Below are 24,142 nucleotides of genomic sequence, written 5' to 3'. Positions count from 1 at the left end.
CACAAGTTATTTTGAAACGATGAAACTGTCAAACAAAGTATTATCCAATATGAACAAACTACCCCCTCCAACTCCCCTTGTGTAAGGGAAGGTTAGGGGAGGTAGTCGTAAAAACAGACTTGTTAGACAGTCTCATCGTTGGGCTATCACCTCTCCCATCGTCGTTTCACCCAAGCCACGGCAAGGGAACTGATCACACCCCCGATAATACTCAAAACTCCTGCCAGCAAGTTATCCGCCATCTGCGACAACACGGCATTAAAACTCAATGTCGAAAACATTCCTATTATAAAATAACTACCCATTTTACTCATTTAAAATTTAAAGTTTAGAATTCAGAATACCCCTCACGCCTCCGGCACGGATCCTATACCGGAAGCGCAAGGGTCATTCATCTAGCATTCCACCAATCGACTGTCCGAGGCTCTTTTCCCGTTCTTCAACGTGGCGAAACAATACAGTTTCACGTTCTCGTGACTCCACTCCTCCGGCAGCGCGTAATTCGTGTTACTATTCTCACCACGGGTTCGCAACGCCACCAAGCGGGCACGTCCAAGTACCGTTTCGTACAACATGACATACACCAAATCGTCACTGAAAGCGTAACCGTTTTCCTCCACCTGCATCTCTTGCACGAAAGAATAAAGCTTACCCTCTTCCGCGTACGTCACTTCCACCTTCGGCGGGTACAACATCCCGGAGGCACAAAGCAACCGTTCGAAATCCACCGTTGCCACGTTATTCTCGTCCACCGACACGCGAGACATGTTAAGCGAGGTAAAAGCATTCACCGCCGATCCCTTACCGATACCGCCAAAACCTTTCCGAATCACCGGCAGCAACTGTCGGGATAATTGCACGAGAGTTTTCATTTTCGCCCGTTGAGCCAGAATCTCCGGCGTCGGGTTATCCTTCCGGGAAAACACCTTTGCCCTGACGATGTTCTTCCCCCTCGTGTAACACAACGTAATGTTACCCACTGATTTTCTCACTTTTCCTAACAAATACGAATTAAATTCTGCCATAATTTGAAATTAAGAATTAAAATTAAACATGAAGTTTACACACCCGGGACGGGCCCTGCCCCAAAAAGGTATATTTTCTAGTTTCTCACTTTTAGTTTTTAACTTGCAATTCGCTAAACGCGAACTCCAACGCCGGACCCGGATCAATTTTTCTTGGCGTGATCACTGAATGTCCCACCACGTCACGGATCGGGTAAGTCTCTTCCAACAAGGAACAGATCTCCTGCAACACCCGGATTTGCCTCTCCGTGTAGCGGTGCCAGTAAGTCGGATGATCACCGGAACAATCCGTGTACACCTCGTCAGGCAACACCACACGCCCACACTCCGCGACAAATAGATCACCCGAAAAACGGAGTTTCCCCAGATTATCCAACTCAATCCCGATCGAGTAACGATTCAGTCCTCCACGTCCGGCATACCAACTTTTCCCGGCGTGCCATGCCTCAATATGGAAAGGCACCAGCTGAAACACCTCCCCTTTCCGCCCGATCACCAGATGAGCCGAGGCCGACACGTCCGGCCGGGTCAAGAAAATAGATGAACTTTCAGCACTCGTCCCGGCCGTGTAATGTAGCACGATCATATCCGGCCCCTCCAACTTTCGTGTATTCTTCACGCACGCCAAATGAACCACCCCGTCACCCATCAACCGATGGTTCACAATTGAAAACGAAGAATTAAATTTTGAACATACCATGAATAAGAAATTTAGTTAACCAAGTTTTTAACTTTTACTTTTTAGCTTTTAGTTTAAAAATCGCCGCGGCCATCTTCTCCCCGCCACGTCCGATAACATACCCTCCCAGACCGATTTCCAGTAAATCCCAGAAACGAGACGTGTCCGAAAGAATGGGGAGTGTCGTAAACGTCCCCGCGAGGACAATCAAAGCAAACACCAGCATCACCAACGGTCGCCACGATCGTTGCAGCCAGTTTCCCCGGGCCTCTTCCACCACCGCCGCCGAGCGAGATCGCACCATCTCCTTCTCGTATTCGGCCAACAATGTCAACAAATCCGCTTCCAGTTGTCGCTTCTCCCTCGCCGGGAGTGTCAGGCCGTCAATCACCTTGCCAACCGCCCCGACCACGTTCTTCAATCCTTCCAAAACTGCAAAGCTGTAAGGATACAATTCTTCACCTCCGCCTCCAAGTAAAACTTCTTCTTCCCGATTTTACGCACCGGGATCCCGAACCATTTCTCGTAACGACGTAACGTGTTCTCTGAAATACCCATCGTTTGACGAAGTTCCGCCGCGCTCAACACCTTGTACGGGGCATTGGTCGCCGTTTCTATAGCCAAGCGCACCTCTTGCCTCAGTTCCCTCAATTCCTCAAGCACTTGCGCAACCGCGTTCGCCGTTTCTTCTCCTTTACTTGTCTCTCTTTTTGCCATATTTTTATTATTAAAGTTATCCGTTCCCTTTCCTCCTTGCACACGACTCCCCCGAAACGACACGCCAGGAACAGCTAAACGCCTCGTCTTCATTCAATTCATAAAGTTTAAATCACCTAATTCCTGAATTTTTTAATCTAAAATCATACAATCTCAACGTATTGACTCGGGGAATAAGCTTTCCCGTTTTTCTCCCGGAAGAAGCAATACAAATGAGCCGTCGTGCCTCGTTTACGCTGCAAACGAAAAGTTGCTCCCCCGGTCCCTCGTGTCTCCCCACCCGTCTTAATATATTCCGGAGAAAAAGAACGATCGGCATAAAGCACGACAACCACCAACTCATCTCCCTCCCCCGCGGAAGGAAGACTCTCCCCCCTCTCCCATGTCAAAGAAACCATGTCCTGCTCACCAACACACGCCACAAGATGATTCGCCTTTTGCAACCTACCGATTGTCAATTGCAACCGGGCAAAATCTCCAATCCGCCCGTTCGGTTTAAAAACCATCATATTCAATTTCATAAAGAGATTATACCCGCTTTTCCCGCTTCCTTGGGCTACCAGAAACCACGGCTTTTGTAACTCCACCTCCACCAAACGTTGGTAGAAACGTACCGCTACCCTCAAACGGGAACGGCTTTCCTGTTGCCTTGTCGTATTTGCATCCGTGTAGCTCGACGTCACACTCCTTACCCGTGTTGCTGGCCCCACCCGGTAAAAAACCGAATTCCCGATCCTTCCTCGAATATTTTCATCTACTATTGCCATCGCTCGTTTGTATTTTAGGTTTTCTTTGTTTTCTGAGACAAAGGTAGGGTATGAATCCTCCATATAAAATTCTGATTCACAAACAACCGAATCTTTTCACAAACGGTACTTTTCACTACATATTCGACATAAATTCCATACCCCCTCATTCATAAAACACGTCCCCCTCTCAAACAAAAGCCCCTCCAAACTATTCGTGTAATAAAGCGAAGCACCACCGAAAAGCATCTTCAACAAACAGACAACAACAGCCCCTCTCTCCCGAATCAAGGACACCCCTGAACGTCTTTGATACGTCTTTGATACGAAAGTGATACGTGTTTAATCCCTAAGAACACCCTGTATGCAATGAAAGATGTACGGGTGTCTATATAATAACATTACAATTTTCCCATGCTTTCATAATCCTTGCTGCATTTTCTTAAGCCATTCTTTTGTCCAATCTGCAAGGAAAATCGGGATATTGAGAATTGCACCATCTTGCCTTAGGTTATTCATAGAAAAACGCAATGCCAATTCAACAGAGAAACGATCGATGTATATTCCGAGACTTTTACCGCCCAGACGAGTGCCGGATTTTACCTCTACAGGAAGTAACGAGGTATTGTTCTGTAACAGGAAATCCACCTCTGCTGTAGCCTCGGAAGTCCAGTATCGCGGCATCACGTCAAAATGGGCCACGAGGGATTGTAGCACCATATTTTCTGCCATTGCACCTTTGAATTCGGTATAAAGCGAATTTTCCGTCCAAAGCAAATCTGCCGGAAGCTGCGCCATAACACGAAGTAAACCCCCGTCACACAAATAGATTTTGAATGCCGAAAGATCGTCGTATGCTCTCAATGGTAAGCCGGGTTTGGAAGAACAAAAAATGCGATAGATCATTCCCGCATGTTCCAACCACAAAAGCCCGTCTTCATATTCCCGTGCCCGTGCCCCGGTTTTGACTAGCTTGTAGACAAACTTTCTATTTCCTTTTGCCAATTGGGACGGTATAGAATTCCAAATAGCGGCGATACGCGGGATATCTTTGCCCGGAGCGTGCTTAGCAAAGTCCAGCGAGTAGGCCGTCAGTATCGATTTTTGAATCTCCTCAATCTCCCGCACACCACCTTTTTCAAGCATGGCAGTAACGGCAGCCGGCATTCCACCACAAACTTGATAGCGACGATACGCCTCCCCAACACGCCCCATAACAATTTCCGGTAATGGTGCGATCTCAGTCAGGTTTTCAAGATATTCATACATTTGTGGCGTATCAGCACGCAAAAATTCCCGGAACGTAACCGGATACATTCGTAAAAATTCTACTTTACCGACAGGAAACGAATCTCCCCGCGAGAGAGACACTCCTAATAGCGATCCCGCTGCAAGAATATGATATCCGGGAGCATCCTCGCAAAAATATTTCAAGCTGTTAAGAGCCTTGTTACTCTGCTGAATCTCATCGAAAATAATCAACGTTCGTCCCGGTTCGATAGGACATTCCGTATAGAGTCGGAGAATATCGATCAACCGTTCAGGACTTTTCGTATTTTCGAACTCCCGACATAACTCCTCCGACGCGTCGAAGTTAAAATAAGCGACATGGTCAAAATATTCTTCCCCGAACTTTCGCATAATCCACGTCTTACCTGTCTGGCGCGCTCCTTGAATAATAAGTGGTTTGCGCTCCAACCGTTGCTTCCATTTAAGCAGAGCAGTCATTATATCTCTTTTTATCTCCATTTTATCTTCGCATTTTTGTCCATTAATCACATTTTACCAACATGATTTGTGCAAATATACACATTTTTGATACATGATATGAGAGAATGGGCAATTTGATTTATACTATCGCAATACCACATACCAACCACCCGGGAAAAGCCGCCGTGGCCAATTCACCAGGCAGATTGATAATTAATTAAATTAGGATGATTATAATTTCATTTTACTATTTAGCCGAGAAATTTGCGGAAAATGCAATACATCCAGCAGGCGGGAACGATAAACCCGCCCAAGCGGGAACCATTGTTCACCGATCCTCGCGCTATTCCCCACGTAGGAATCGACGTAATGCCAATTCAGGATAAAACTCTGGTGTACCCGGATGAACGTGTCAGTCGGCAAAATTTGCTCCACTATTCTCATCCGCCAAGAGAGAGTCACCCGGCTCCCGTCTATCAAGTGGAACTCGCAGTAACTACGTGACGCTTCCACGTAAAGAATATCAATATATAAAATTCGACGGCAGTAATTTTCACACCAAATAAAAATATGTCCCTCCCCGTAACGAGGTTTGTTTAAACATGCCGAAGCACCGGTCTTTTTGTTTTCCATAGATTATTGATTTTACACCTCGTAAAATCAGCCTCGGCGGTTATAGTGATTATTGACATTTGCTAACAAAACTGGAAAACAAAAGGCCAAACATTCTCCTGCAAGCAGGCAAAAAGTTTAAAAAAGGACCGTTTTTTGACAAACTTTAAAACGGTCCTCATTTTACACGTATCTTTCGTCTACTTATTCTTCATCATTACTTCTCATCATAGTAATTATGAAGGAATAAGGGTATTACAAGGAGGAAGATTTATTGTTCTTTCTCCTGGCTCTTCATTCTTGCTTCTTCCTTTTCAAGTAATCTTCTAAACTCTTCTTTCGGTAAATTCGACGGATTAAACGTACCGAACACGTCATAACAAAACTTTTTTAATAAGAGGGTTATATATTCATTCCCACTCCCGTTCGACCCCCACACACTTAAAAGTTCGTAACTATGAAATTCATAATCGGGATTCAAAACATGGAAATCCACTTCTTTAAAAGCAGTACACTGCTGTTTTATTAAATTCCGGTAAAAGTTTTTCAACGTATTCTTCGGAAGACCTTCCAATTTCTGAAACGTTTCATCGGACATAGAAAACTCCACGGCAAAAACATGTCCATCCTTATCAACAAATAGTTTAAGATCAACGCCTTCTAAAGCTTTCATCTCCGGAGGATAGATTTCCCAAAGTTTATCCTGCCAATTATAAATAGCCTGGTTCACTTCATCGGAGTTCAGATTGTAATTCATTCCTCCCGGGTATTTACTCTCGAACTGCTGAAAACATTTCTCAAAATCAGAGATTCTCAATTTCCAATATATCTCTCCCGAATTATTATAGGTTGTTCTTACCGGAATCACTTCCAAACCGTTAACGACTCTCTTAGGTAAAGTGTCTATTACATGAGGATTCCATCTAGCGTTTGCTACCATGATACAAGATAAGCATAATGACAAGGTCAAAATTATCTTTTTCATAATTTATAAATTATTGATTAATAATAAATTCACCATACCTCCTTCATAATGCCAACGTTCCCAACATCGGAAACTCATTTTGAAGAATTTGCACTTTGAGTGTTTTCCCGAATTCTAATTTATAATGAATCAGAATTAATATGTACCAAGACACATGACGATAAACTGACCAGCGTACTTACGACAAAAAATAAGAGTAAATTCTTTCCCATAAACGTTATATCAAAAGTTTAAAAAAGGACCGTTTTTTGACAAGCCTTAAAACGGTCCTCATTTTACACGTATCTTTCACCCACTTATTCATCATAATTACTCCTCATCACAGTAATTATGAAGGAATAAGGGTATTACAAGAAGGAAAAATTATTGTTCTTCCTCTTGGCTTTTCATTCTTGCTTCCTTCTCCTTAATCATTTGTTCTTTAAACGGGTTAAATGTGCCGAACATATCATAAACATCCTTTTTCAACCAGATGGTTGTATATTTCGGACTATCGAAATCTTTATTAGAATTCAAAACATGGAAATCCAATTCTTTGAAAACTGTACACTCCTGTTTTATTAAATTCTGGTAAAAGTTTTTCAACATATTCTCCGGGAGTCCTTCCAGTTTCTGAAACGCTTCATCAGGCATAGAAAACTCCACGGCAAAAACACGTCCATCGTTATCAATAAAAAGTTTAAGATTAAAGTCTTTTAAAGCTTTCATTTCCGGAGGATATATTTCCCAAAATTTATCCTGCCAATCATAAATAGCCTTGTCCACTTCACTAGAGTTCAGAGCGTAATTTATTTCTCCTCGGCATTTATTTTTAAAGCGCTGAAAGCACTTTTCAAAATCAGAGACTCTAAAATCCCAAAAAACGCCTCCCCATTCATAAGTTTTTTTTACCGGAATTATTTCCAAACCGTTAACTATTCTCTTGGGTAAGGTATCCACAACGTGTGGATACTCTGCGTTTGCTACCATAATGCAGGATAAGCATACGAATAATGTCAAAATTATTTTTTTCATGTCTTTATGTTTTTAAGATTAATCATTCCATAGACAATAACTTTACATGAGCAAATTGAATTTTGTTTATTAACTATTCATTTTCAATACACTCTATTTTGTTTACTCGCTGTTCGACACGTTCGATACCCCTAAAACCATGTATATTAATATATACTAATATCGTCAGCACTGTCAGTATTATGGATGTTATTAAAAAACAATCTTTCTCTCAATCAATACATTAAGGATAAAAATTACACCGATAAGCATCAGTAATGTTGAAATAAAATTCGATAGACTGAAAACAATCAACAAAACGCCCACAAAAAAGGCGACACTTCCAAAAATTAGTTTAAACCTCCTGTCCATAATCTTGATTTTAGAAGTTGTTTTAAAGTAATTTAGCTCTCCCCAAAGGCCATTTAGAATTTAGGTTTTAAAATGACAAAGGACCATGAATACAAGAATCATAAATCTAAAATCACTAAATCTGAAATACCTCTGTGGAGAGCCGTAAAACCGGGAAGGAGTTTAATCTACTCCTTATCCTTCTTCTTTTTCAACAATTCTTCAATCTTTTTCTCCAGTTCTCTCCCCCGGAGATTTTTAGCCACGATGCGGTTTTCCTCGTCGAGGATAAAGGTGCAAGGAATACCTTTTACTTGGTATTCAGCAGCGATTTCTGATTTTTGTCCTTTCAAATCAGACACACACTTCCAATTGCAACCGTCCTGACCGATGGCAGCCAACCAAGCGTGTTTGTTGTCATCGAGTGAAACGCTGATGATTTCCAATCCCTTCGGGCGGAAGCGCTTGTAAATCTTTATCAGGTTTACATTCTCTGCACGGCAAGGTTGACACCATGACGCCCAGAAGTCGACAACTTTTACTTTAGCTTTCGTCTCATGCAAAGAAAGCACGCCTCCATCGGACAACGGAGCCGCAAAGTCGGGAGCAATGGCTCCTATCGCTAATTTCTGTATCTTTTCCAACTCTTTAGCAATATGTTTGCCATAAATAGTAGCTTTCGCTTTTTCTCCCAGGATATTGTAGCGTTCCTCCAACTTTGTTTCGTCAAAAGCTTGAGCCAATTTGGCATAAACGACATAAGCGGCCACGTACGTGTCGTTGTACTTGTTCAGCAAAGCCAGTTCTTCAGTCTCCACTTGAGCCATTATCTTTTTGAAATTCTCTTGCAATTTCTGCATTTGCATGGGATTCGCCTTAGCTTGCGCTTGCAGTTGCTGCCCGCTTTGTGCCAGATATTTGTCCAAATCGTTGAACTCTTTCAATATTCGTTGAGACTCCCCGCCGCCATCCACGATCAATTCATTCGCTCCCGCGGTAATCGTGTAGTTCGCGTTCTCCAACATAATGGTTGCCAATGCCGCATTTCTCTGAACCGGCATCAAGTAAGCCAACGTTGTTTCCGACATCCGGCCCGTGAACTCGAAAACTCCATTCGTGACCTCGGCCTCTCCGATATCAATCAAACCCTTCTCCGTGAGAGCCACCAACAGTAATTTCCCGTTGACGGAGTTACCCACCTGACCCGTAATTTTGTAACTATCTCCTTGTGCCACGGATAACATGACACAAGCAAACAACGTGCATATCGTAATTAAAATCCTTTTCATCTCATCATTTTTAATTCTAAATTCTAAATTTTAAATTCTAAATTACATCTCCCGTTGTCTCGGGACCTTCAACGCCGGTTCTTTCTCCGTTTTCGGGGTGGTTTTCTCGATCACCAATCCGTCCACGATCATCCCGGCGGGATAGATCATTGAAGCGGGATAGTAATTCGAAAGAGTATTCATCACCTCTTCTTTCGAAGATATTGCCGTTATTTTCTGTAATTTCGTTAAATCGGGCATACGGAATCCGGCTGTGCGGACACGGGTTTCTTTTCCGTCCTTGAGGTCAACACGATAGACCACGGGTGCCGACCCGGCAATCCCTCTCGCGATATAAGCACACGATTGCCCGGCATCCTTCGCCGCTTTTATGAGCATCTTTTTCATCTTCGCATGGGCAACGCCTTTGTCCACCTGTATATGAATCGTACCGATGCCTACCGTGACAGTCGGGCTTTGCGGTGAAAACATAAAGCGGGCACTGCCTGTCGATTCCGGAGCCTTCAATGTCGGGATTCGTCCGTTCAGCATCTTCTTGAACACGCCTTTCTCGACCAGCGTCATCTCTGCCACCGGAGTAACACCGTCTCCGTCCATCTCGTAATACCCGTATAACGGAGTACCGTTATACTCTTTCATCGTCGTATAGTTCTTAATCGTCAAACGATTATCTATAATCTTTCCTCCGAACTGGTCTTCCAATCCGCCGCGGGACGGCCCAAGCGAACGATTGGCAATCAATCCGCCGCGATACAGAAGATTACCGGACAAAATCGTTGCCACAGCCCCTCCTTCAAACATAACCGGTCCGTTGTAGTACTCTTCCACTAGAGGAGCTGATTTTAATTGCATCAAGCCTTCGGCAAAGGCCCTCACCCGCTCTTTCATTTTTTCGATAGAGGGGATTTCTGCCGGATTCAATAACGAAAGCGTGAATGAATCGCCCACGGTTGAACCGTCATCAGCACGAGTTTCCGCGGCAACCGACAGGGTTACCTGCCCGCCGGGTTCTTTCAATTGCACTCCCTCCGAAGTCAACCGGTAAAGGTCTATTTCCGCCCCACTGATTGCCACGCTGGAGTTATAAATATCTTTGTACTCCGTGAATACAGCCGAAACTTCCGCAACCAGTCGCTCCAAGGCAGCCTGATCGATCTCGAATGTCGTTTCCCGTTCCCGTACGCGGGTCACCGCGGGCAACTGCTGCATTTCCGGCAAAGCAGCCATCTCGGGCGATTGCGGATTTTGTTGTAAGAAATTTGCCTTCTGCGCCATCATCCCCAGCGAGTACTTGTACATCATATCCGATGATTCCCAGAACCCGCGACGAATCACGTCATAGTCTACTTCCGCCGGTAATTGAACGGGAACGATTTGTTCCATGTATTGCACATCATTGTTGCGCTGATAATTTCCCAGCATCATTCGCGTACCCCCATTCATTTGCCACGGGGAAACATTTGAAAACAGGATTCCTCCTAACGAACCGGCCACCGAGAAATGTCGGAAACGGGATATCGTGTACGAGATATAGTAGGGTTTGGGACTATTCGGCAAAATCAGCGCGGCATGGTTGCGGTCCAACTCGGAACGCAGGGCAGCAAAAATCACTTCATCCGTATTTTCGGTGACTCTATTTTCCGGTTTCGGTGAAGGTAAAACCGGGGGAATATCCCGGGCCTGTTCCCGACGTTGAGTCTCTATCTGGCTCACGAATATCGTGGGGGATATTGCTGTTACGGGCACCCAACCCGACTCGGCCCCGCAAGAACCCGTGAATACGCTCGGATCGTTGCCGGCAGCCGAGATGTTCGAGAACATCGACAGAGGGGTCCCGATCAAATCCACACCCCGCACCAGTTGATCCGGCCGACCGTCCACGAATACCCGGTAGACCTCCAAAGGGGTCACGTTGAACGAGTTCAGGCTTCCTCCCTCGCCCGTGTACGTGAAACCGCTGGTCACGGTGCGGAAATAGTAACCGTACTCTTTTCCTTGCTTTTTGGCTTCTTTCACCAGCATGGCACGCAATTCGTCTTCCGTGTAGGGATGATCGGTTTCGATGATCAGGTTGGATTGCCGCGAAACGGGGTCTCCTCCCCCGGAGGTACGTCCGTGACCGTTACTCACGGGAAAACCGTCCAACGGCACCCGGCTCATAAGGAACTCTTTCAACACGCCGTTCACCACGTTATCCACCCGACGCGCTTTCACACCTTCGTCATCGTACACGTAATGACCGTACAAATCCGTATTGGCATAACGCTTTTGCAACGGATCGCAATACACTTGAAACTCCGCGGGCAACACTTGTTCCCCGACCATTTTCTTGAAGGTCTGACCGCCCGATTTCAAACGGTGGCCTTCCAAGCGATGTCCGAAAATCTCGTGAAAGAACACGCCGCTAGCGGGTCCCGAAAGCATAGCGGGTCCCGTGTAGGGATCGGCCACCGGGGCTTCGCGTAAAGCCAACAAACGGTTGATCATATCCTGCACATCATCCGTCATCCGGTTTGTTCCGGGCAAATCATCGGGCGTATATGCGAAGTAATCCTTGTTCAACGTCAACTCCATCCCGTCTGCCGCCTTCAACGAGGCAGACAACATCACCCGAACGGCCACTTTATTCTGCACGACCACGCTCCCCTCGCTATTCACGAAATAGGTACGTAATACTTGATAACTAAAACTGGCTGATCCTTGACGCAATTCAGGACAACTTTTGAACACGGCAGAAACCTCGTTCATCCGTTTTTTCCAAGATCGCAGCATCTCCGTATTCCGATTGCCGACCACCACGGGGGCCTCGTAATAATGTTCCACCGGCACTGCCGAAAAACACGGAGCTTTATCTTCATCCTCCACGCTTACCGCGGCCCGGGTCTTTGTTTGGTCGTACATGGTACGGGCATACTCGTAACGCCGCAGTGTCTCCCTCCAAATCGCCTCCCGAATGGCATCCGGGGTATCGTCATCCAAAGGTAAAACAACTCCCCGCGCTCCCTGTGCATTAGGACCGGCCGCACCTCCCTGTCCGTTATACTTGAAATTGTCCAGTTCCGGACTTCCCAATCGGATTTGCGGCACCAGTGTTCTCATGCGACTTTCTTCGGCAGTTGACGCAGCCCCGAACGAACTTATAATCGTCATGTTATAATCGTCCATCGCCCGCATGTTCATGTAATAGGGGATATTTTCCTGTTTCTTCAACTCCTCCATGCTGTATTGCAATTCCTGTTTCATCAGTTGCAAAAGTTTATCCTCTTGCTCCTGACCGAATACGCCGGAGAAACTTAATAGCAGTATCCCGCTAAAAAAGAGTCTGGTTAAATGACTTATTTTCAACATAGTTTCTTTATTGTGTTTGATTAACGACCGCTTTTGCGGTCGTTAAATTCATAATTATTTATAGAGATCGATACCTGCCAAGCGGCATGACCAGTTTCCACTCGGATCGGAACCGTCCCGTATGGTTATTTTGATATGCTTCACCTCTCGGGAGCCCTCGGCAATCTTCAACAAGGTTACTTCTCCCGACACACGTCCCAGATCGTTACTGGGCAAAAAGGTTACATCTTCCCAAACAACCCCGTCAAGAGAGGTCTGAGCAACCATCATGTCCGGCAAGAAATAGGGAGCACTTCTATCATTTCTAGGGATTACAATTTGCGTTACCTTAATCCCACTTATCGCGGTTCTCTCCTCCAATTCCATGTACATTTCATAGGTACGCATCGACGGTTGTGTACTCGTTTGTAAAAAAGTATTTTTATTGTTATCCAACAAAACATCCCAATCTGCAAAAATATCCTCCGTCTCGCAATAAATCTTATTGCCATCCTCATATTCCTTGAAAGCTGACGCGGGTATAATCTCCAAATCATTAGGAGCTGCAGAAAAATTACGATACGTCATAAATGAATATACTTTATCGAAATAATGCATTCCAACGCCCGATTGATTTCCGTAGTACTCCACCTCCAAACCCAATATATCATCTTCTGCTGCTTTTGACAAAGCGGCATAACTATTTTTATCATTCTTGAGTATCTGACTCCTGTTATCCCTAGTCGCCTGTTCGGTAAAATAGCGATTCTTGCCCACCACAAGTCTTTTCAAATTGGTACAAAAAAGTATATCTTCCAAAGATTCAACGGAATAATCAAACTCCAACTCCTCCGCATTTTCGATAAATTCCAAGAACTCATCTTCTTTTTCTTGCGTGTCCGTTGAATAGCCGTAACGTGCCGTGATGGCGTGAACGAATCCCGCACTGAAATTTTTCTTCCGACTAATCGCCGTCGGGTCAATGACAACCTGATCCGGAGAGTTTTCCAAAATTCCCGTTCGAAGTACATAGACTGTATCCTCCGGGTTCATGCTCACATCATCGATCGTGACCAACGTATTGTAACTGTCCGGATTCTTAAATTCATAGTACTTGGTTTCTCCCGCCGTGTTCTTGTATTGCAACTTCATCTCCACGATGTTATCGTTATACTGGTCGGAGAAAAATATCATCTTCTCTTTCAAAAAATAGGACTTGAGGACTCCTTGCGAAAACGAGCGCATCAACTCGTGCTCCCGCGTGTAAGGCCGACCGGAATAAGCCTCTATCAAAGACTCATTCCCGAATTTATCCACGGCACTCACGTAAAACTGGTACGTACCATCCGCCAAATCCGTCAACTCGAAAGAGGTTGCCGTACCGGGAAGATACACCGAATCTCTTTGCCCCTCGAACAACCAAGCCACCTTTATCTTGTCGATCGTGGCATCCGTACCGTTCACCCAAGTGACAATCAAACGTTCCCACCCCGCAGTAATGTCCAGATCGGAACATTTCGCCACGTAACGGATTTTCCCGTCACCGGCAAAATCGCTATAAGTATCTTCCAAACTCTCGCTACACCCCGTCATGAAAGCTACCACCGCGAATAATAAATTAATTATATGTTTTCTCATATTCATAGCTTAATTCTTTTTTATATAAACCTCCAACTCATGCAATGTAAAATAATTGTCTGGATTCGGCTTTGCCGCAGAATTGAGTTTTGATCTAAATGTTTCATGTACGATGATCTTCAGGTAACGGTACTCGTTATCCTCCACGGGGAACAAAACGTCCACATATATCGGATCTGCATCCTCAAATTCCGCTAAAGTCTTCGGAAGACCTATACCGGAGGCATTTTTATTTATATGAGGAAAACTCCACTTCTCACTTTCCGTTTCGGCTTTCGGGTTTTGATTCAAATTGCCCAAGTACACCCATCCGTCGGCATCCGGATTGCCCGTTGTGCTATTGCCATACACCGACAATTTACAAGGAAGTTTATCGTCGTACCATCCGAGCCAAACATCTCCTAAAGCAGCTGCCCCCTGAGCGTCCTTCGCCTGCGTGGGGATAAGAGCGTACAAACGAATCCAAGCCGGCGTTTTCTGCTCTCCCAAGTCAAGCACCATCGGTTTTTCAAAAGCATTGGGTCCTGCCAGAAAAGTTCCATACACTTCATGACCGGTATATCCTAGATTCGGATTTCTTTCTGACAGGAAGAATTCCATCCGCTCTTTTCCTTTCAGATCTCCGTCAAACAAATACTCCACCCCGGTTTTCGCTTTCGCATTTTTAACCACCGTAAGCTTGCTCGTATTAAAGTCATCTGCCGTCACCGGCCATTGTTCCGTCAAGAAGGCATCAATATCAGGATAAATCTCCTGTCTCACCCGGAAACCTTGAAAATCTTCCGTGCGGACAACCACCGTGTAATTATCCATTTTCCGTTCCATCTCGAATTTGAGCGTATCGCCTCCCTGACGAATCGGGAAACTCTTTAAAGGAATCGTATCCGGTTGGTGTGTCAACGGATTTTCGCCCAAATAGAAAACATGGGCCATACCGGTTGTCACCTTGGGAGTTTGATAAATGACCTGAAAGCCATTCCAAGTAGAACTCACCTCCAAGTCCTCAAAAAATACCCACGGCGCACTGGGCAGGGTTGAGAAGCTATACTCCCGTTTTGCGGATTCCTCATTGCGATGATTGACAAAAGAGACTTGGGCCACCACGTCCATAGTCCCCGTAAAACCATCCAATAGAAGCGAATCGCCCCCGTAATCGCCAACTTTCAACACATCATTTCCTTGCCAGTTCTTGTAGCGCACATTCATGGCAAAAATATTCCTATCATTCGGCAGCGAATAACGCATCATCGCACCTCCTGCCACGGGTTCAAATTTGATTTCCAACCCCTCGGTCACCGGATTAAAAACAACGTCATCATCGTTGCAAGCCAGAAAACCGAGTATCAATAATAAAATCCATATCGAATTCTTCATCATCTTATTTTTAGAATTAAATTCTTACAATCGTACATCCAAAATCTACAATCATAAATCGTAAATCATAAATCGTAAATTCCTTTACCATCCCGGATTTTGTTTCATTCCGGAGATCAAAATTTCCTCCGCTTTGAATGGAGTAAAATAATCCCGAGGGGCAACGAATTTGAAACTACGTCCGATCTCGATCGGTCCGTTTTCGTCATTATAGAATGTCGTTGCCGTTGAGCCGAGAACATTCCAGCCGTATGATTTCCCGTTCATCTCCGTTTGGGCGATCATCCAACGACGAACATTCCAATAACGATGCCCTTCAAAAGCGAACTCGATGTTATACTCTTGGCGTATGATCTCCCGCATACCCTCTTTTGTCTTGATTTTTCCGGGATTTGAAGAGTAATTCGTCCAAGCATCCTCGACCGTCGGAATCCCTGCCCGTACACGTACTTTATTCAACGGTTTGTACACGTGCTCTTCGTCCGGCGCATCCAAATATTCGTTCCAAGCCTCCGCCTGCATCATATATACCTCTGCCAAACGAATAACCGCCATGGTCTCGTTCGTTATGCCTTGATAGTAATTCTTGGTAGGAATCCACGAATAAATCCATTTTTTCACCCAATAGCCACAAATGTTCTGGTAATCGTTGCTGACAATCACATCCTGCTGCGAGCTCCAAGGCCCTTCTCCCTTGCGGGCTTGCACGAGTAGGTTATTGTCCAGACTCTGCGTGCTTACTCCGCGCTGCCAATACATCCGGTCTCCTGCAATAGAAGCATAGAAACGGGGTTCCCGACGCAAGTGAAGTCTGACCACGTCCGTATTCAACGGAACGACATTCTCGTAGGCAAGGGCACTCTCCGAGCCTAATTTATAGCGGTTGCCATAGTTCCAATAAACATCGGCAGTTATCGGCAACCCGTTTTCCGTGTAATACATCTCCACCATCTTCATCGAAGGAGAAAGGCAACCGAACGCAAGTGCTTCAAAATGGTTATTATCACCCACCAAACGCGGGAGTAAATATATGTATATCGTTGTCATTCCACCTTTCCACTCCAAGAGGTACTCCTTATTACTAAACATCGAATAGGTGCTTTGCTCGATATCATCCATGTGGTTCAAAAGCGTGGTTTTCTTACTGCTTCCTTTCGCCGGAAACTCCCGGTCTCCCTGCGCACAAATTTCAGCCGCCTTGTCGGCAGCTTCAGCCGCTATCCGCCATTTTTCCCGATCGTAGGTCGGATTAAAAAGCAACTCCCCGTTCTTATTCTTGAAATCGGCATAAAATATATTTCCGTTGAAAAGCGGAGAGGCGGCATAAACCAGCACTCTGGCCTTCAAGGCATAAAGAGCCTCTTTGGTAAACGTGAATCCATAGATTGCCGAACGTTGGGAATGTCTCGGTATATCAGGTTCAGCCTCGTCCAACAGACGAATGATCTCCTTAAAACAGGTGTCCACGGGTTGCCGCGGCAATTGATAATCCTCCATCTCCAAATCCACGGGCATATTTTGCGGAATCAAGCAAATGGGACCGTAAGTACGAAGCAATTCAAAGTAGATGTATGCCTTCAAGGCCTTCATGTCCGCCTTCCACCAAGTCTTATCCTCTTGAGTCATGTTGTACGTTTTGTCGACATTATCAATAAAAACATTGGCTCTTCGAATCAACTGATACATTTTCGCCCATATATTCCCGTAAGGATCTTGTGACATCTGCTGGCCGTTTGCCACGAGGAAGCCGGGGAGCAGATTGATGGAAGTGTATAAAACAGGACTGGGCGTATACTCGTCGGAGGCAGAAAAAGCAAGGTTTTTATCCGAGCTTTGGAGCAAAGAAATCAAATCTGCGTAAACCCCTATCCACCAGCCTTCCACTTTTGTCCGTTGCTCAAAAACCGATTCGATGGTTTCGATGTCTTTCTCCGGCACCATGTTCAGGTAATCACACCCGGGCAACAGGAAAAGACCGCAAAGTATAGATACTAAATATTTTTTCATCATTACGTGTATTTAAATTTAGAAACTGACATTCAACCCCGCCGACCAAGTACGTTGTATGGGGTAATTGAATCCACTACTACCTAACTCTACATCCCATACTTTAAAATTAGTAATCAGGAAGGGATTATTGACGCGGGCATAAAATTTCACGTTTTTCATTTTCAATTTATCCAGCACATTCTTCGGGAGGTTATACCCCACTTCAATGGCGGTGCAACGCAAGAAGCTGCATTTCCGCATAAAATAGGTCGAATACCGGGGATTGCCGGCGTTAGAATATTCACCCTCTTGCGGATTATGCATATTAATGGCTTGGGTTGAGAGACGCGGCCAGAAGGGACGTTCTTTCATATTGTCCTCACTCCAATGATCGTCATAAATGGCTTTCAGCATGGACCGATTATTCACAAACGGACCGATCTGCATCGGGTCCATAAAAAATGCCCGTTTCCCCGATCCTTGGAAGGCAAAATTGAACTCAACGTTTTTATACTGGAATGAACCGCTAAAACCGTAAACGACACGGGGTGTGGTCGGGTACCCGATATACGCGGCATCATTCACGTCGATTTTTCCGTCATCATTCAAGTCGCGGTACCGGATATCTCCCGGCATCGTCATTCCGGTACCTCCCTGGCTGGGCGAGTTGTCGATTTCCGCCTGCCCGCGGAAAAGCCCTTCGGCGATGTACCCGATTTGTTGGGAGATCTCTTTGCCTTTTTTCCGTTGCCATTCCGGCGTGTTGGTTGCTTGTTCAATCTCTAAATAAATCGCTTTGTTGTAAGTAAACGTACCATTCAAAATCATCCAAAAATCAGGACTGAAAGCGTGTTGGATTTTACCGGAAAGGTCAAACCCCGAGAACGGGTTTTACCCACGTTACCGATTTGCAGCTTCTCTAACCCGGTTGTTTCGGGCATCGTGTAGCGATAGTCAATGATATTGTGACGAATTTCCTGATAAATATCAGCATTGAGTTCCACGATTCCATTGAAGAATTTTGTCTCCACGCCCAAATTTACCTGCTCGGCAATCTCCCACGTGATCTTGTCATTCGGGTAAGATTCTATGACAGCTCTCTCCACCGTAGCACTTGTTGCAGTTCCCGGATGCGGCACACTTACTGTTGACACGACGGGCAGATGGACAAAACGCGGATTTTTAACAATCCCGTCATTCCCGACTTCTCCCCAAGAAAGACGGAACTTCAAGTACGAAAGCCAATGAGCGGTATTATTAGCAAGGAAAGGTTCTTTCGAAGCAATCCAAGCACCTCCCACGGCAGGGAAAAAACCGAAACGATGTTTCTTGGCAAAACGCTCTGAACCGTTGTAACCGAAACTTGCCTCTAAAAAATATTTATCCCTGAACCCATAGGTCCCGCGCATCGCCAAGCCCAAGTTTCGTTGGGGTATACCGTTCAAAATCGAATTATTTACGTCCGATGCCGTGGTCTCTTGCCCGCTAAACACGACCGTCAAACTGGTCTGGTGCTCACCCCAGGCAGCCACGTGCAATCCCCTCAATTCGTAACTCAATTGCGAAGTTTGACTACTTCCACCAACGTCAAAATCCAATGTTCTGGATGATCCGTCCGGACTTATCGCTAACAATTGGTGCTTGCCGGTCTCGAAGTTATAATCTTTTATGTTATACTTATAGGGTTTGGTGTTATAGACGTTATAATAGTATCCTACATAATTCAAAGATACGGAAGCCCGCATTTCCAATCCCTTGAGGATAGGTGACAGGTTGTGGATATACTCCGCCCGCGTTACCGCAGAATAACGGCGACGATCGTTATATCCCTTGTGAATCTCCATGTAAGGATTCGCATCCGGTGCCGCATTGGTGGCTCCGAAACGAATGTGCGGCCAATTATAGGTATCGTCAGCCGGATAAGTAGCGGCAAAATCTACCGGCGACACGTTGAAAGCCATATAATATGCCTGTGAAACATCGGCCTTGGGGCCCCTGTATTTATCAAAATTCGCGGAAGTATTGATGTTCAAACGAATCCCGGCACTCAAGTCGATATTTAAGTTGGTACGGAAAGAGAAGGAATTATTCTCAATGTTCACTTTGAACTGGTTCAAACGGTCGGTTTTCAACATACCCTCATCCCGCGTATAATTCACGGACGCATAGTATTGTACCACACGCGAACCACCCCGAATATTCAAACCCGCCCGGTGGTTGATCGAGTAATCCTTAAACAAGATATCGTACCAATCATTGGCAGGATATAACCAAGAAGGATAAAGATCGGAACCGGTACGATCAATGCGCTCCACGCTGTATTGAGGTGTTGCACTCGGATCGCGAGCGAGCAATGCCCGGTTATACATTTTCATGTAAGTAATCGGATCAACCACCTCAATCTCCCTAGTCGGTCGGCTCATTACCGCCTCGTAACGAACAGAGGTGTAAACATTACCCTCTTCTCCTTTTTTAGTCGTTATAAGAATTACCCCGTTTGCCCCGCGGGCTCCGTACATGGCTGTTGCCGAAGCGTCTTTCATGACGCTGAACGTCTCGATGTCCTCCGGTACCATACGGGAAAGATCCAATTTGGAAGATTCCACCCCATCAATCAAAATAAGCGGGTCAATGTTAGCATTCGTCTGGAAAGAGGTAATACCCCGGATATAGAACTTCGTGTTCATTTCATCTTCCGTCAAAGCACCGGGAAGACCTCCCGTCTGCCACCCAATCATTCCGGCAATCTTTCCGGCGAATTGAGTGGTCAAGTCGCTACTTGAGGATTTCAATGTTCTTGCATCCACGGTAGTAATCGCTGATACCACGCTCTCCTTCTTCTGCTCACCGAAAGCCACCACGGTTACCTCCTCGATGTTCTCAGCCGTGGGATTCAAACGGATATTTATTTTCTTCTTCCCTTTCAATTCGATAACTTCCGTCTTATAACCGACAAAAGAGACCCGTAAGGCATCCGTCGGCTGCATACTGATCGTGTAATTTCCATCCGTATCCGTGGCTACCCCTTGGGTAGTTCCTTGGATAAGGACTGTTGCCCCGGGAATGGGATTTCCTTTTTCATCCACCACCCGTCCGGTTACGGTGACCAATTCCACGGGTTTCTTTTCCCGCATAATTATAACAACCCGATTTTTCTCCAGAACATAAGTATAAGGACTGTCTTTTAACAATGTCGTGAGGGCTTCTTCCACCGTAACATTCGTTACTTCCAGGGTGAATCTCCGGTTTTTATCTACCGACCCGTTACTTTGGAAACCGTAATCAAGACCCGCTTGCCGATTCATTTCGGCAAGGATTGTTTCCAGCGTGGCATTTTTCATCGAAATCGTTACTCTCTTCGAGATGACCTGAAACACACTGGATGTGGCCCCGAAAGTACTCTCTGGCAAAGCACTTAGCGTCGCGGATACCAAGAATATGCACAACGCAACTTTTTTGGCGATATGAATACCGCCGATGTGATTTTTTTGCATAAATTTGTCGTACTAATTATTAAATAGTAAATTTAGTTTACTGTTTGATGGTCGCTATGATAAAGGCTCAATTTTATTCGATAGCGATTGCGCGTAAAATTATCCTGCCTGGCGGGATAATTTTTTTTGATTCAGGATGTTTACTTCACGATGTAATACCCCCTTTCTTTTATGAATTTGCATTTTGTTATTTTTTCAAGGAACGACACCACTTCGTCTATCGGTGTCGTTCTATTTAGATTCATCGTAACTTCTATTCTGTCCAGCCCTTTCCGGGATTCAAAAGAGACACCGTACCAGGTGGAAATATCCTCCAACACCAGGTCCAAAGGCTTGTCGCGATAGCGGAACACACCGTCCAGCCACGCCGTGGCATACAGCACATCCACGGGCTTTACCTTGACGTCTGCCGATGTCATATCATAAGAGACTAATTCCCCGGGACTGACCCGGACTTCCTTGTGACCAGGGGATTTAAAACCGATCTTCCCTTCGACCAGTACGGTTTCAATGGCTTTTCGTGCTCGTTCTTTCACGTTGAAACGGGTGCCATACACCCGGATTTTCGAACCGCCAACACTGATTTCGAAAGGAACATCTGAACGGGCCACGTTAAAATAGGCTTCACCCGACAATTCCACTTCCCGACGTTTGCCGACAAATGTTTCCGGGTATTTCAAGCTACTCCCGGCATTCAGCGTCACCTCCGTCCCATCGGCAAGGGTGATGTTATAGGTAAACCCGGTAGGGATGATCAACCTGTTGTACACGATCTCCCGCACGGCAGGCATGGTATCGTAGATCACCCGATTGTCTGTAATCCGGATATTCGATTTCCCCACGGTAGAATCCGCTTTCCTCTCTTTCAAGTTCAACTTATTGCCATCTGCCAAAATCAATGTAGGCACAACAATCTGATGATCCGCTTTGAGAACACGGGGCATTTCCGCCACGCCGATATTTTCTTTTGTCCCTCTATTCATCCACAAGAAGGCAAACACGAACCCGCAACACAACACTGCTGCCACAGAACCCGTTACCCGTATCACGCGACGACGCATTCTCAGGCGACGTATCCGACGATCAAAGCGCATCCCCGCGGCCTCCACTTCTTCATCCGAGGGAATCTTTACCCCATCCAATAACTTTTCTATATCTTTTTCCATTTTCATTGCTATGCTTTTATACATATATAAACCGAAATAGGAAAAACTACCGTAGAAAAGTGATTTATTTTTTGAAAAATAACAAATATACACGCACCTCCTATGATCTACTTGTCTAAGGAATGCAGTCGCAGAAACTCCATAAACTGCTGCCTGTAACTATCGCCTACCGGTATTCTCTCCTCTCCGATAACAATGCGCATGCGTTCTATCTCCTTTACCTTTTTGATGTTGACAATCCAAGAGCGATGCACCTGCAGGAAACAGGCCGGGAGTTTCTCTTTTATCTGGGTCATTGAAGTATTGACGATGACCGACTTCTTTCCCTCGGTGTATATCTTCACGTAATCCCTCATACCTTGTATGTAGAGAATGTCGGCTATGCAAATATTGACATACTTGTATCCATCTTTGACCAACAAGTAGTCTTCGTCAGACGCGGTTGCCGTGTCGTTGAAAAGCTTCGCCTGTTTCAGCAATCTGCCTGCCGCACGCTGGAAATCGGTGAAATCAAAGGGTTTCAGCAGGTAGTCCACGGCAGGAATCCGGTAGCTCTCCGCTGCGTATTCCGCGTAGGCGGTGGTAAAGACCACCATCGGAGGGTCAGGCAGGGAGGAAACCATCTCCATGCCGTTCAGGTCGGGCATATTGATGTCCACGAATAGGGCATCCACCCGTTGTTCCATCATAATTTGCACCGCCTCCACGGGACTTTCGCACAAAGCCACGAGTTCAAGAAACGGTATTCTACGGATATAGTTCTCCAACTTTTCGAGTGCTATCGGCTCGTCATCAACAGCCATACATCGTATCTGTATCATATTCGCAAGGGATAATCAGTTTTACTTGATAAGTTTTTCCGTCCTTTTCAGTGATGTCCAACGTGAAACGATCGCCATAGAGCAACTGCAACCGCTGCCGGAGGTTGACAAGCCCCACGCCTCCCGCACAACCTTCTTTTGGCGGATGCTTGTGGATGCTGTTCGTGCAGTGGAGGTGGAGCATCTTCTCCTCCATGAAGAGGCGTATCTCCACGAAAGAGGGGTTCTGGTAGCTTATGCCGTGCTTGAAAGCATTCTCGATAATGCTGATGAACAGCAAGGGTGGAAGAAGCACACGCTCCCGGTTCTCCTCGGGCAGTTCGAGGCTGATGTGTACCTTCCGGCTCGGATAGCGTTTCCGCATCAGTTCCACGTAGTTGGCAATGAACCCCGTCTCCTCGGATAGCGTGGTGCGGGGTTTCGCCCCTTCGTAGAGCACGTAACGCATGAGTTTCGACAACTCCATGATCATCACCTGCGCCTTGGCTGGATCCAACTCCACCATTCCGTGTATGTTGTTAAGCATATTCATGAAGAAATGCGGGTTGAGTTGCGCCTTAAGGTGTTCCAATTCGTACCGCAGGTGTTCGGTTTCCAGTCTATGAGCCTTCTCCTGTTCTTTTTGATAACGGAAAAGGAGAGCGATGGCCAAATCGAACCCCAGCATCAGTACGGCAATCACGAGATCCAACAACAGGGGCTTGGGCAGTCCTTCGGGAACCGGTCCGTATCCGACAGAACGGGGAGGTCGCGGACCGGAGAGTTCCGGCCTTCCACCTACTAAGCCCTCCTCGTACGCCATGTCGTTCTTACCCGGAACGGGCTCTCGTCCAAGTGGTTGTTCACGGGGTAACATACAAGGTTCCTGCATATGCAATACACGAGACTTCTCCTCGCCCGAATAGTAGCGGAAAAAGCCGAAGAGACAGAGCCCCCCGACTACAGAAAGTATATAAACTCGTACACGGTGGCGCATGAACAAGAAGTGTACCGGCAAGCGATGGAGCAGAAAGAGCAGGAAGAAGGGAAGTATGCCCGCCCAGCCGTGAAGAACGCTGTTCCAAGAAAGGGTCGTTCCTCCTCTCACGGCAATCACCAGGGTCGTGAGCACGGGATATGCCCACACCATTCCCCATAGAATGGCATAGATGAGCCACACGTATGAACGGGTATTGAAAACTTTCATGCTCCTTACATTTATATTTAAATTTTCTGATACGAAGGTA

20 protein-coding genes are annotated in these 24,142 nt (G+C 45.8%); all 20 read right to left on the bottom strand.

Translation table 11 applies throughout. The features are described from left to right. Positions 1–146: 146 nt before the first annotated feature. Positions 147–305, bottom strand: coding sequence for a hypothetical protein (locus tag D8S85_RS21545; protein ID WP_158641596.1), 159 nt, complete (start codon positions 303–305; stop codon positions 147–149). Positions 306–395: 90 nt separating this feature from the next. Then, on the bottom strand, positions 396–1,025 hold the full coding sequence (locus D8S85_RS13995) for a DUF6266 family protein (RefSeq protein WP_106481214.1): 630 nt from the start codon (positions 1,023–1,025) through the stop codon (positions 396–398). Between the two features lie 91 nt (positions 1,026–1,116). Next, entirely contained in the window at positions 1,117–1,725 is a 609-nt protein-coding gene (locus tag D8S85_RS13990; RefSeq protein WP_106481213.1) for an N-acetylmuramoyl-L-alanine amidase, read from the bottom strand. A 34-nt stretch (positions 1,726–1,759) separates the two neighbouring features. Next, entirely contained in the window at positions 1,760–2,134 is a 375-nt protein-coding gene (locus D8S85_RS13985; protein WP_106481212.1) for a 3TM-type holin, read from the bottom strand. Further along, positions 2,122–2,514 carry a hypothetical protein gene (locus tag D8S85_RS13980; protein ID WP_106481211.1) on the bottom strand — a complete coding sequence of 131 codons (393 nt, stop codon included), beginning with the start codon at positions 2,512–2,514 and terminating at the stop codon, positions 2,122–2,124. Before D8S85_RS13980 ends, D8S85_RS13985 begins: the two co-directional genes overlap by 13 nt. A 50-nt stretch (positions 2,515–2,564) precedes the next feature. After that, complete coding sequence (locus D8S85_RS13975; protein WP_106625115.1) at positions 2,565–3,188, bottom strand: DUF6266 family protein; 624 nt, start codon at positions 3,186–3,188, stop codon at positions 2,565–2,567. A gap of 399 nt (positions 3,189–3,587) precedes the next feature. Continuing rightward, positions 3,588–4,916, bottom strand: coding sequence for an ATP-binding protein (locus tag D8S85_RS13970; RefSeq protein WP_106481210.1), 1,329 nt, complete (start codon positions 4,914–4,916; stop codon positions 3,588–3,590). A gap of 192 nt (positions 4,917–5,108) precedes the next feature. After that, positions 5,109–5,510 carry a LytR/AlgR family response regulator transcription factor gene (locus D8S85_RS13965; protein WP_106481209.1) on the bottom strand — a complete coding sequence of 134 codons (402 nt, stop codon included), beginning with the start codon at positions 5,508–5,510 and terminating at the stop codon, positions 5,109–5,111. 250 nt (positions 5,511–5,760) lie between these two features. Then, complete coding sequence (locus D8S85_RS13960; RefSeq protein WP_106481208.1) at positions 5,761–6,474, bottom strand: hypothetical protein; 714 nt, start codon at positions 6,472–6,474, stop codon at positions 5,761–5,763. Between the two features lie 363 nt (positions 6,475–6,837). Continuing rightward, positions 6,838–7,488 carry a hypothetical protein gene (locus D8S85_RS13955; protein WP_106481207.1) on the bottom strand — a complete coding sequence of 217 codons (651 nt, stop codon included), beginning with the start codon at positions 7,486–7,488 and terminating at the stop codon, positions 6,838–6,840. A 518-nt stretch (positions 7,489–8,006) separates the two neighbouring features. Beyond that, positions 8,007–9,107 (bottom strand): TlpA disulfide reductase family protein, encoded by a 1,101-nt coding sequence (locus D8S85_RS13950; protein ID WP_106481206.1) that lies wholly within the window; start codon positions 9,105–9,107, stop codon positions 8,007–8,009. A gap of 42 nt (positions 9,108–9,149) precedes the next feature. Continuing rightward, positions 9,150–12,455 carry a metallopeptidase TldD-related protein gene (locus D8S85_RS13945; RefSeq protein ID WP_127075274.1) on the bottom strand — a complete coding sequence of 1,102 codons (3,306 nt, stop codon included), beginning with the start codon at positions 12,453–12,455 and terminating at the stop codon, positions 9,150–9,152. A gap of 54 nt (positions 12,456–12,509) precedes the next feature. Then, positions 12,510–14,072 (bottom strand): DUF4998 domain-containing protein, encoded by a 1,563-nt coding sequence (locus tag D8S85_RS13940; protein ID WP_158641595.1) that lies wholly within the window; start codon positions 14,070–14,072, stop codon positions 12,510–12,512. 9 nt (positions 14,073–14,081) lie between these two features. After that, positions 14,082–15,449: a DUF4959 domain-containing protein gene (locus D8S85_RS13935; RefSeq protein ID WP_106481203.1), complete on the bottom strand. Its 1,368-nt coding sequence runs from the start codon at positions 15,447–15,449 to the stop codon at positions 14,082–14,084. An 81-nt stretch (positions 15,450–15,530) separates the two neighbouring features. Beyond that, entirely contained in the window at positions 15,531–17,456 is a 1,926-nt protein-coding gene (locus tag D8S85_RS13930) for a RagB/SusD family nutrient uptake outer membrane protein (protein ID WP_240648673.1), read from the bottom strand. Between the two features lie 15 nt (positions 17,457–17,471). Beyond that, positions 17,472–18,263, bottom strand: coding sequence for a SusC/RagA family TonB-linked outer membrane protein (locus D8S85_RS22155; protein WP_317128916.1), 792 nt, complete (start codon positions 18,261–18,263; stop codon positions 17,472–17,474). Further along, positions 18,260–20,929, bottom strand: a complete 2,670-nt coding sequence (locus D8S85_RS13925) for a SusC/RagA family TonB-linked outer membrane protein (RefSeq protein ID WP_317128915.1) — start codon at positions 20,927–20,929, stop codon at positions 18,260–18,262. The genes D8S85_RS22155 and D8S85_RS13925 overlap by 4 nt, the downstream gene beginning before the upstream one ends. A 140-nt stretch (positions 20,930–21,069) precedes the next feature. Further along, positions 21,070–22,101 carry a FecR family protein gene (locus tag D8S85_RS13920; protein WP_158641594.1) on the bottom strand — a complete coding sequence of 344 codons (1,032 nt, stop codon included), beginning with the start codon at positions 22,099–22,101 and terminating at the stop codon, positions 21,070–21,072. Between the two features lie 101 nt (positions 22,102–22,202). Continuing rightward, complete coding sequence (locus D8S85_RS13915; protein WP_127075270.1) at positions 22,203–22,916, bottom strand: LytR/AlgR family response regulator transcription factor; 714 nt, start codon at positions 22,914–22,916, stop codon at positions 22,203–22,205. After that, positions 22,888–24,102, bottom strand: a complete 1,215-nt coding sequence (locus D8S85_RS13910; RefSeq protein WP_127075268.1) for a sensor histidine kinase — start codon at positions 24,100–24,102, stop codon at positions 22,888–22,890. The genes D8S85_RS13915 and D8S85_RS13910 overlap by 29 nt, the downstream gene beginning before the upstream one ends. Between the last annotated feature and the right edge of the window lie 40 nt (positions 24,103–24,142).

Source organism: Butyricimonas faecalis (assembly GCF_003991565.1).
Classification (GTDB): Bacteria; Bacteroidota; Bacteroidia; order Bacteroidales; family Marinifilaceae; genus Butyricimonas; species Butyricimonas faecalis.
The sequence above is the reverse complement of the archived record's forward strand: the minus strand, read 5'-3'. Positions and strand labels throughout refer to the sequence as shown.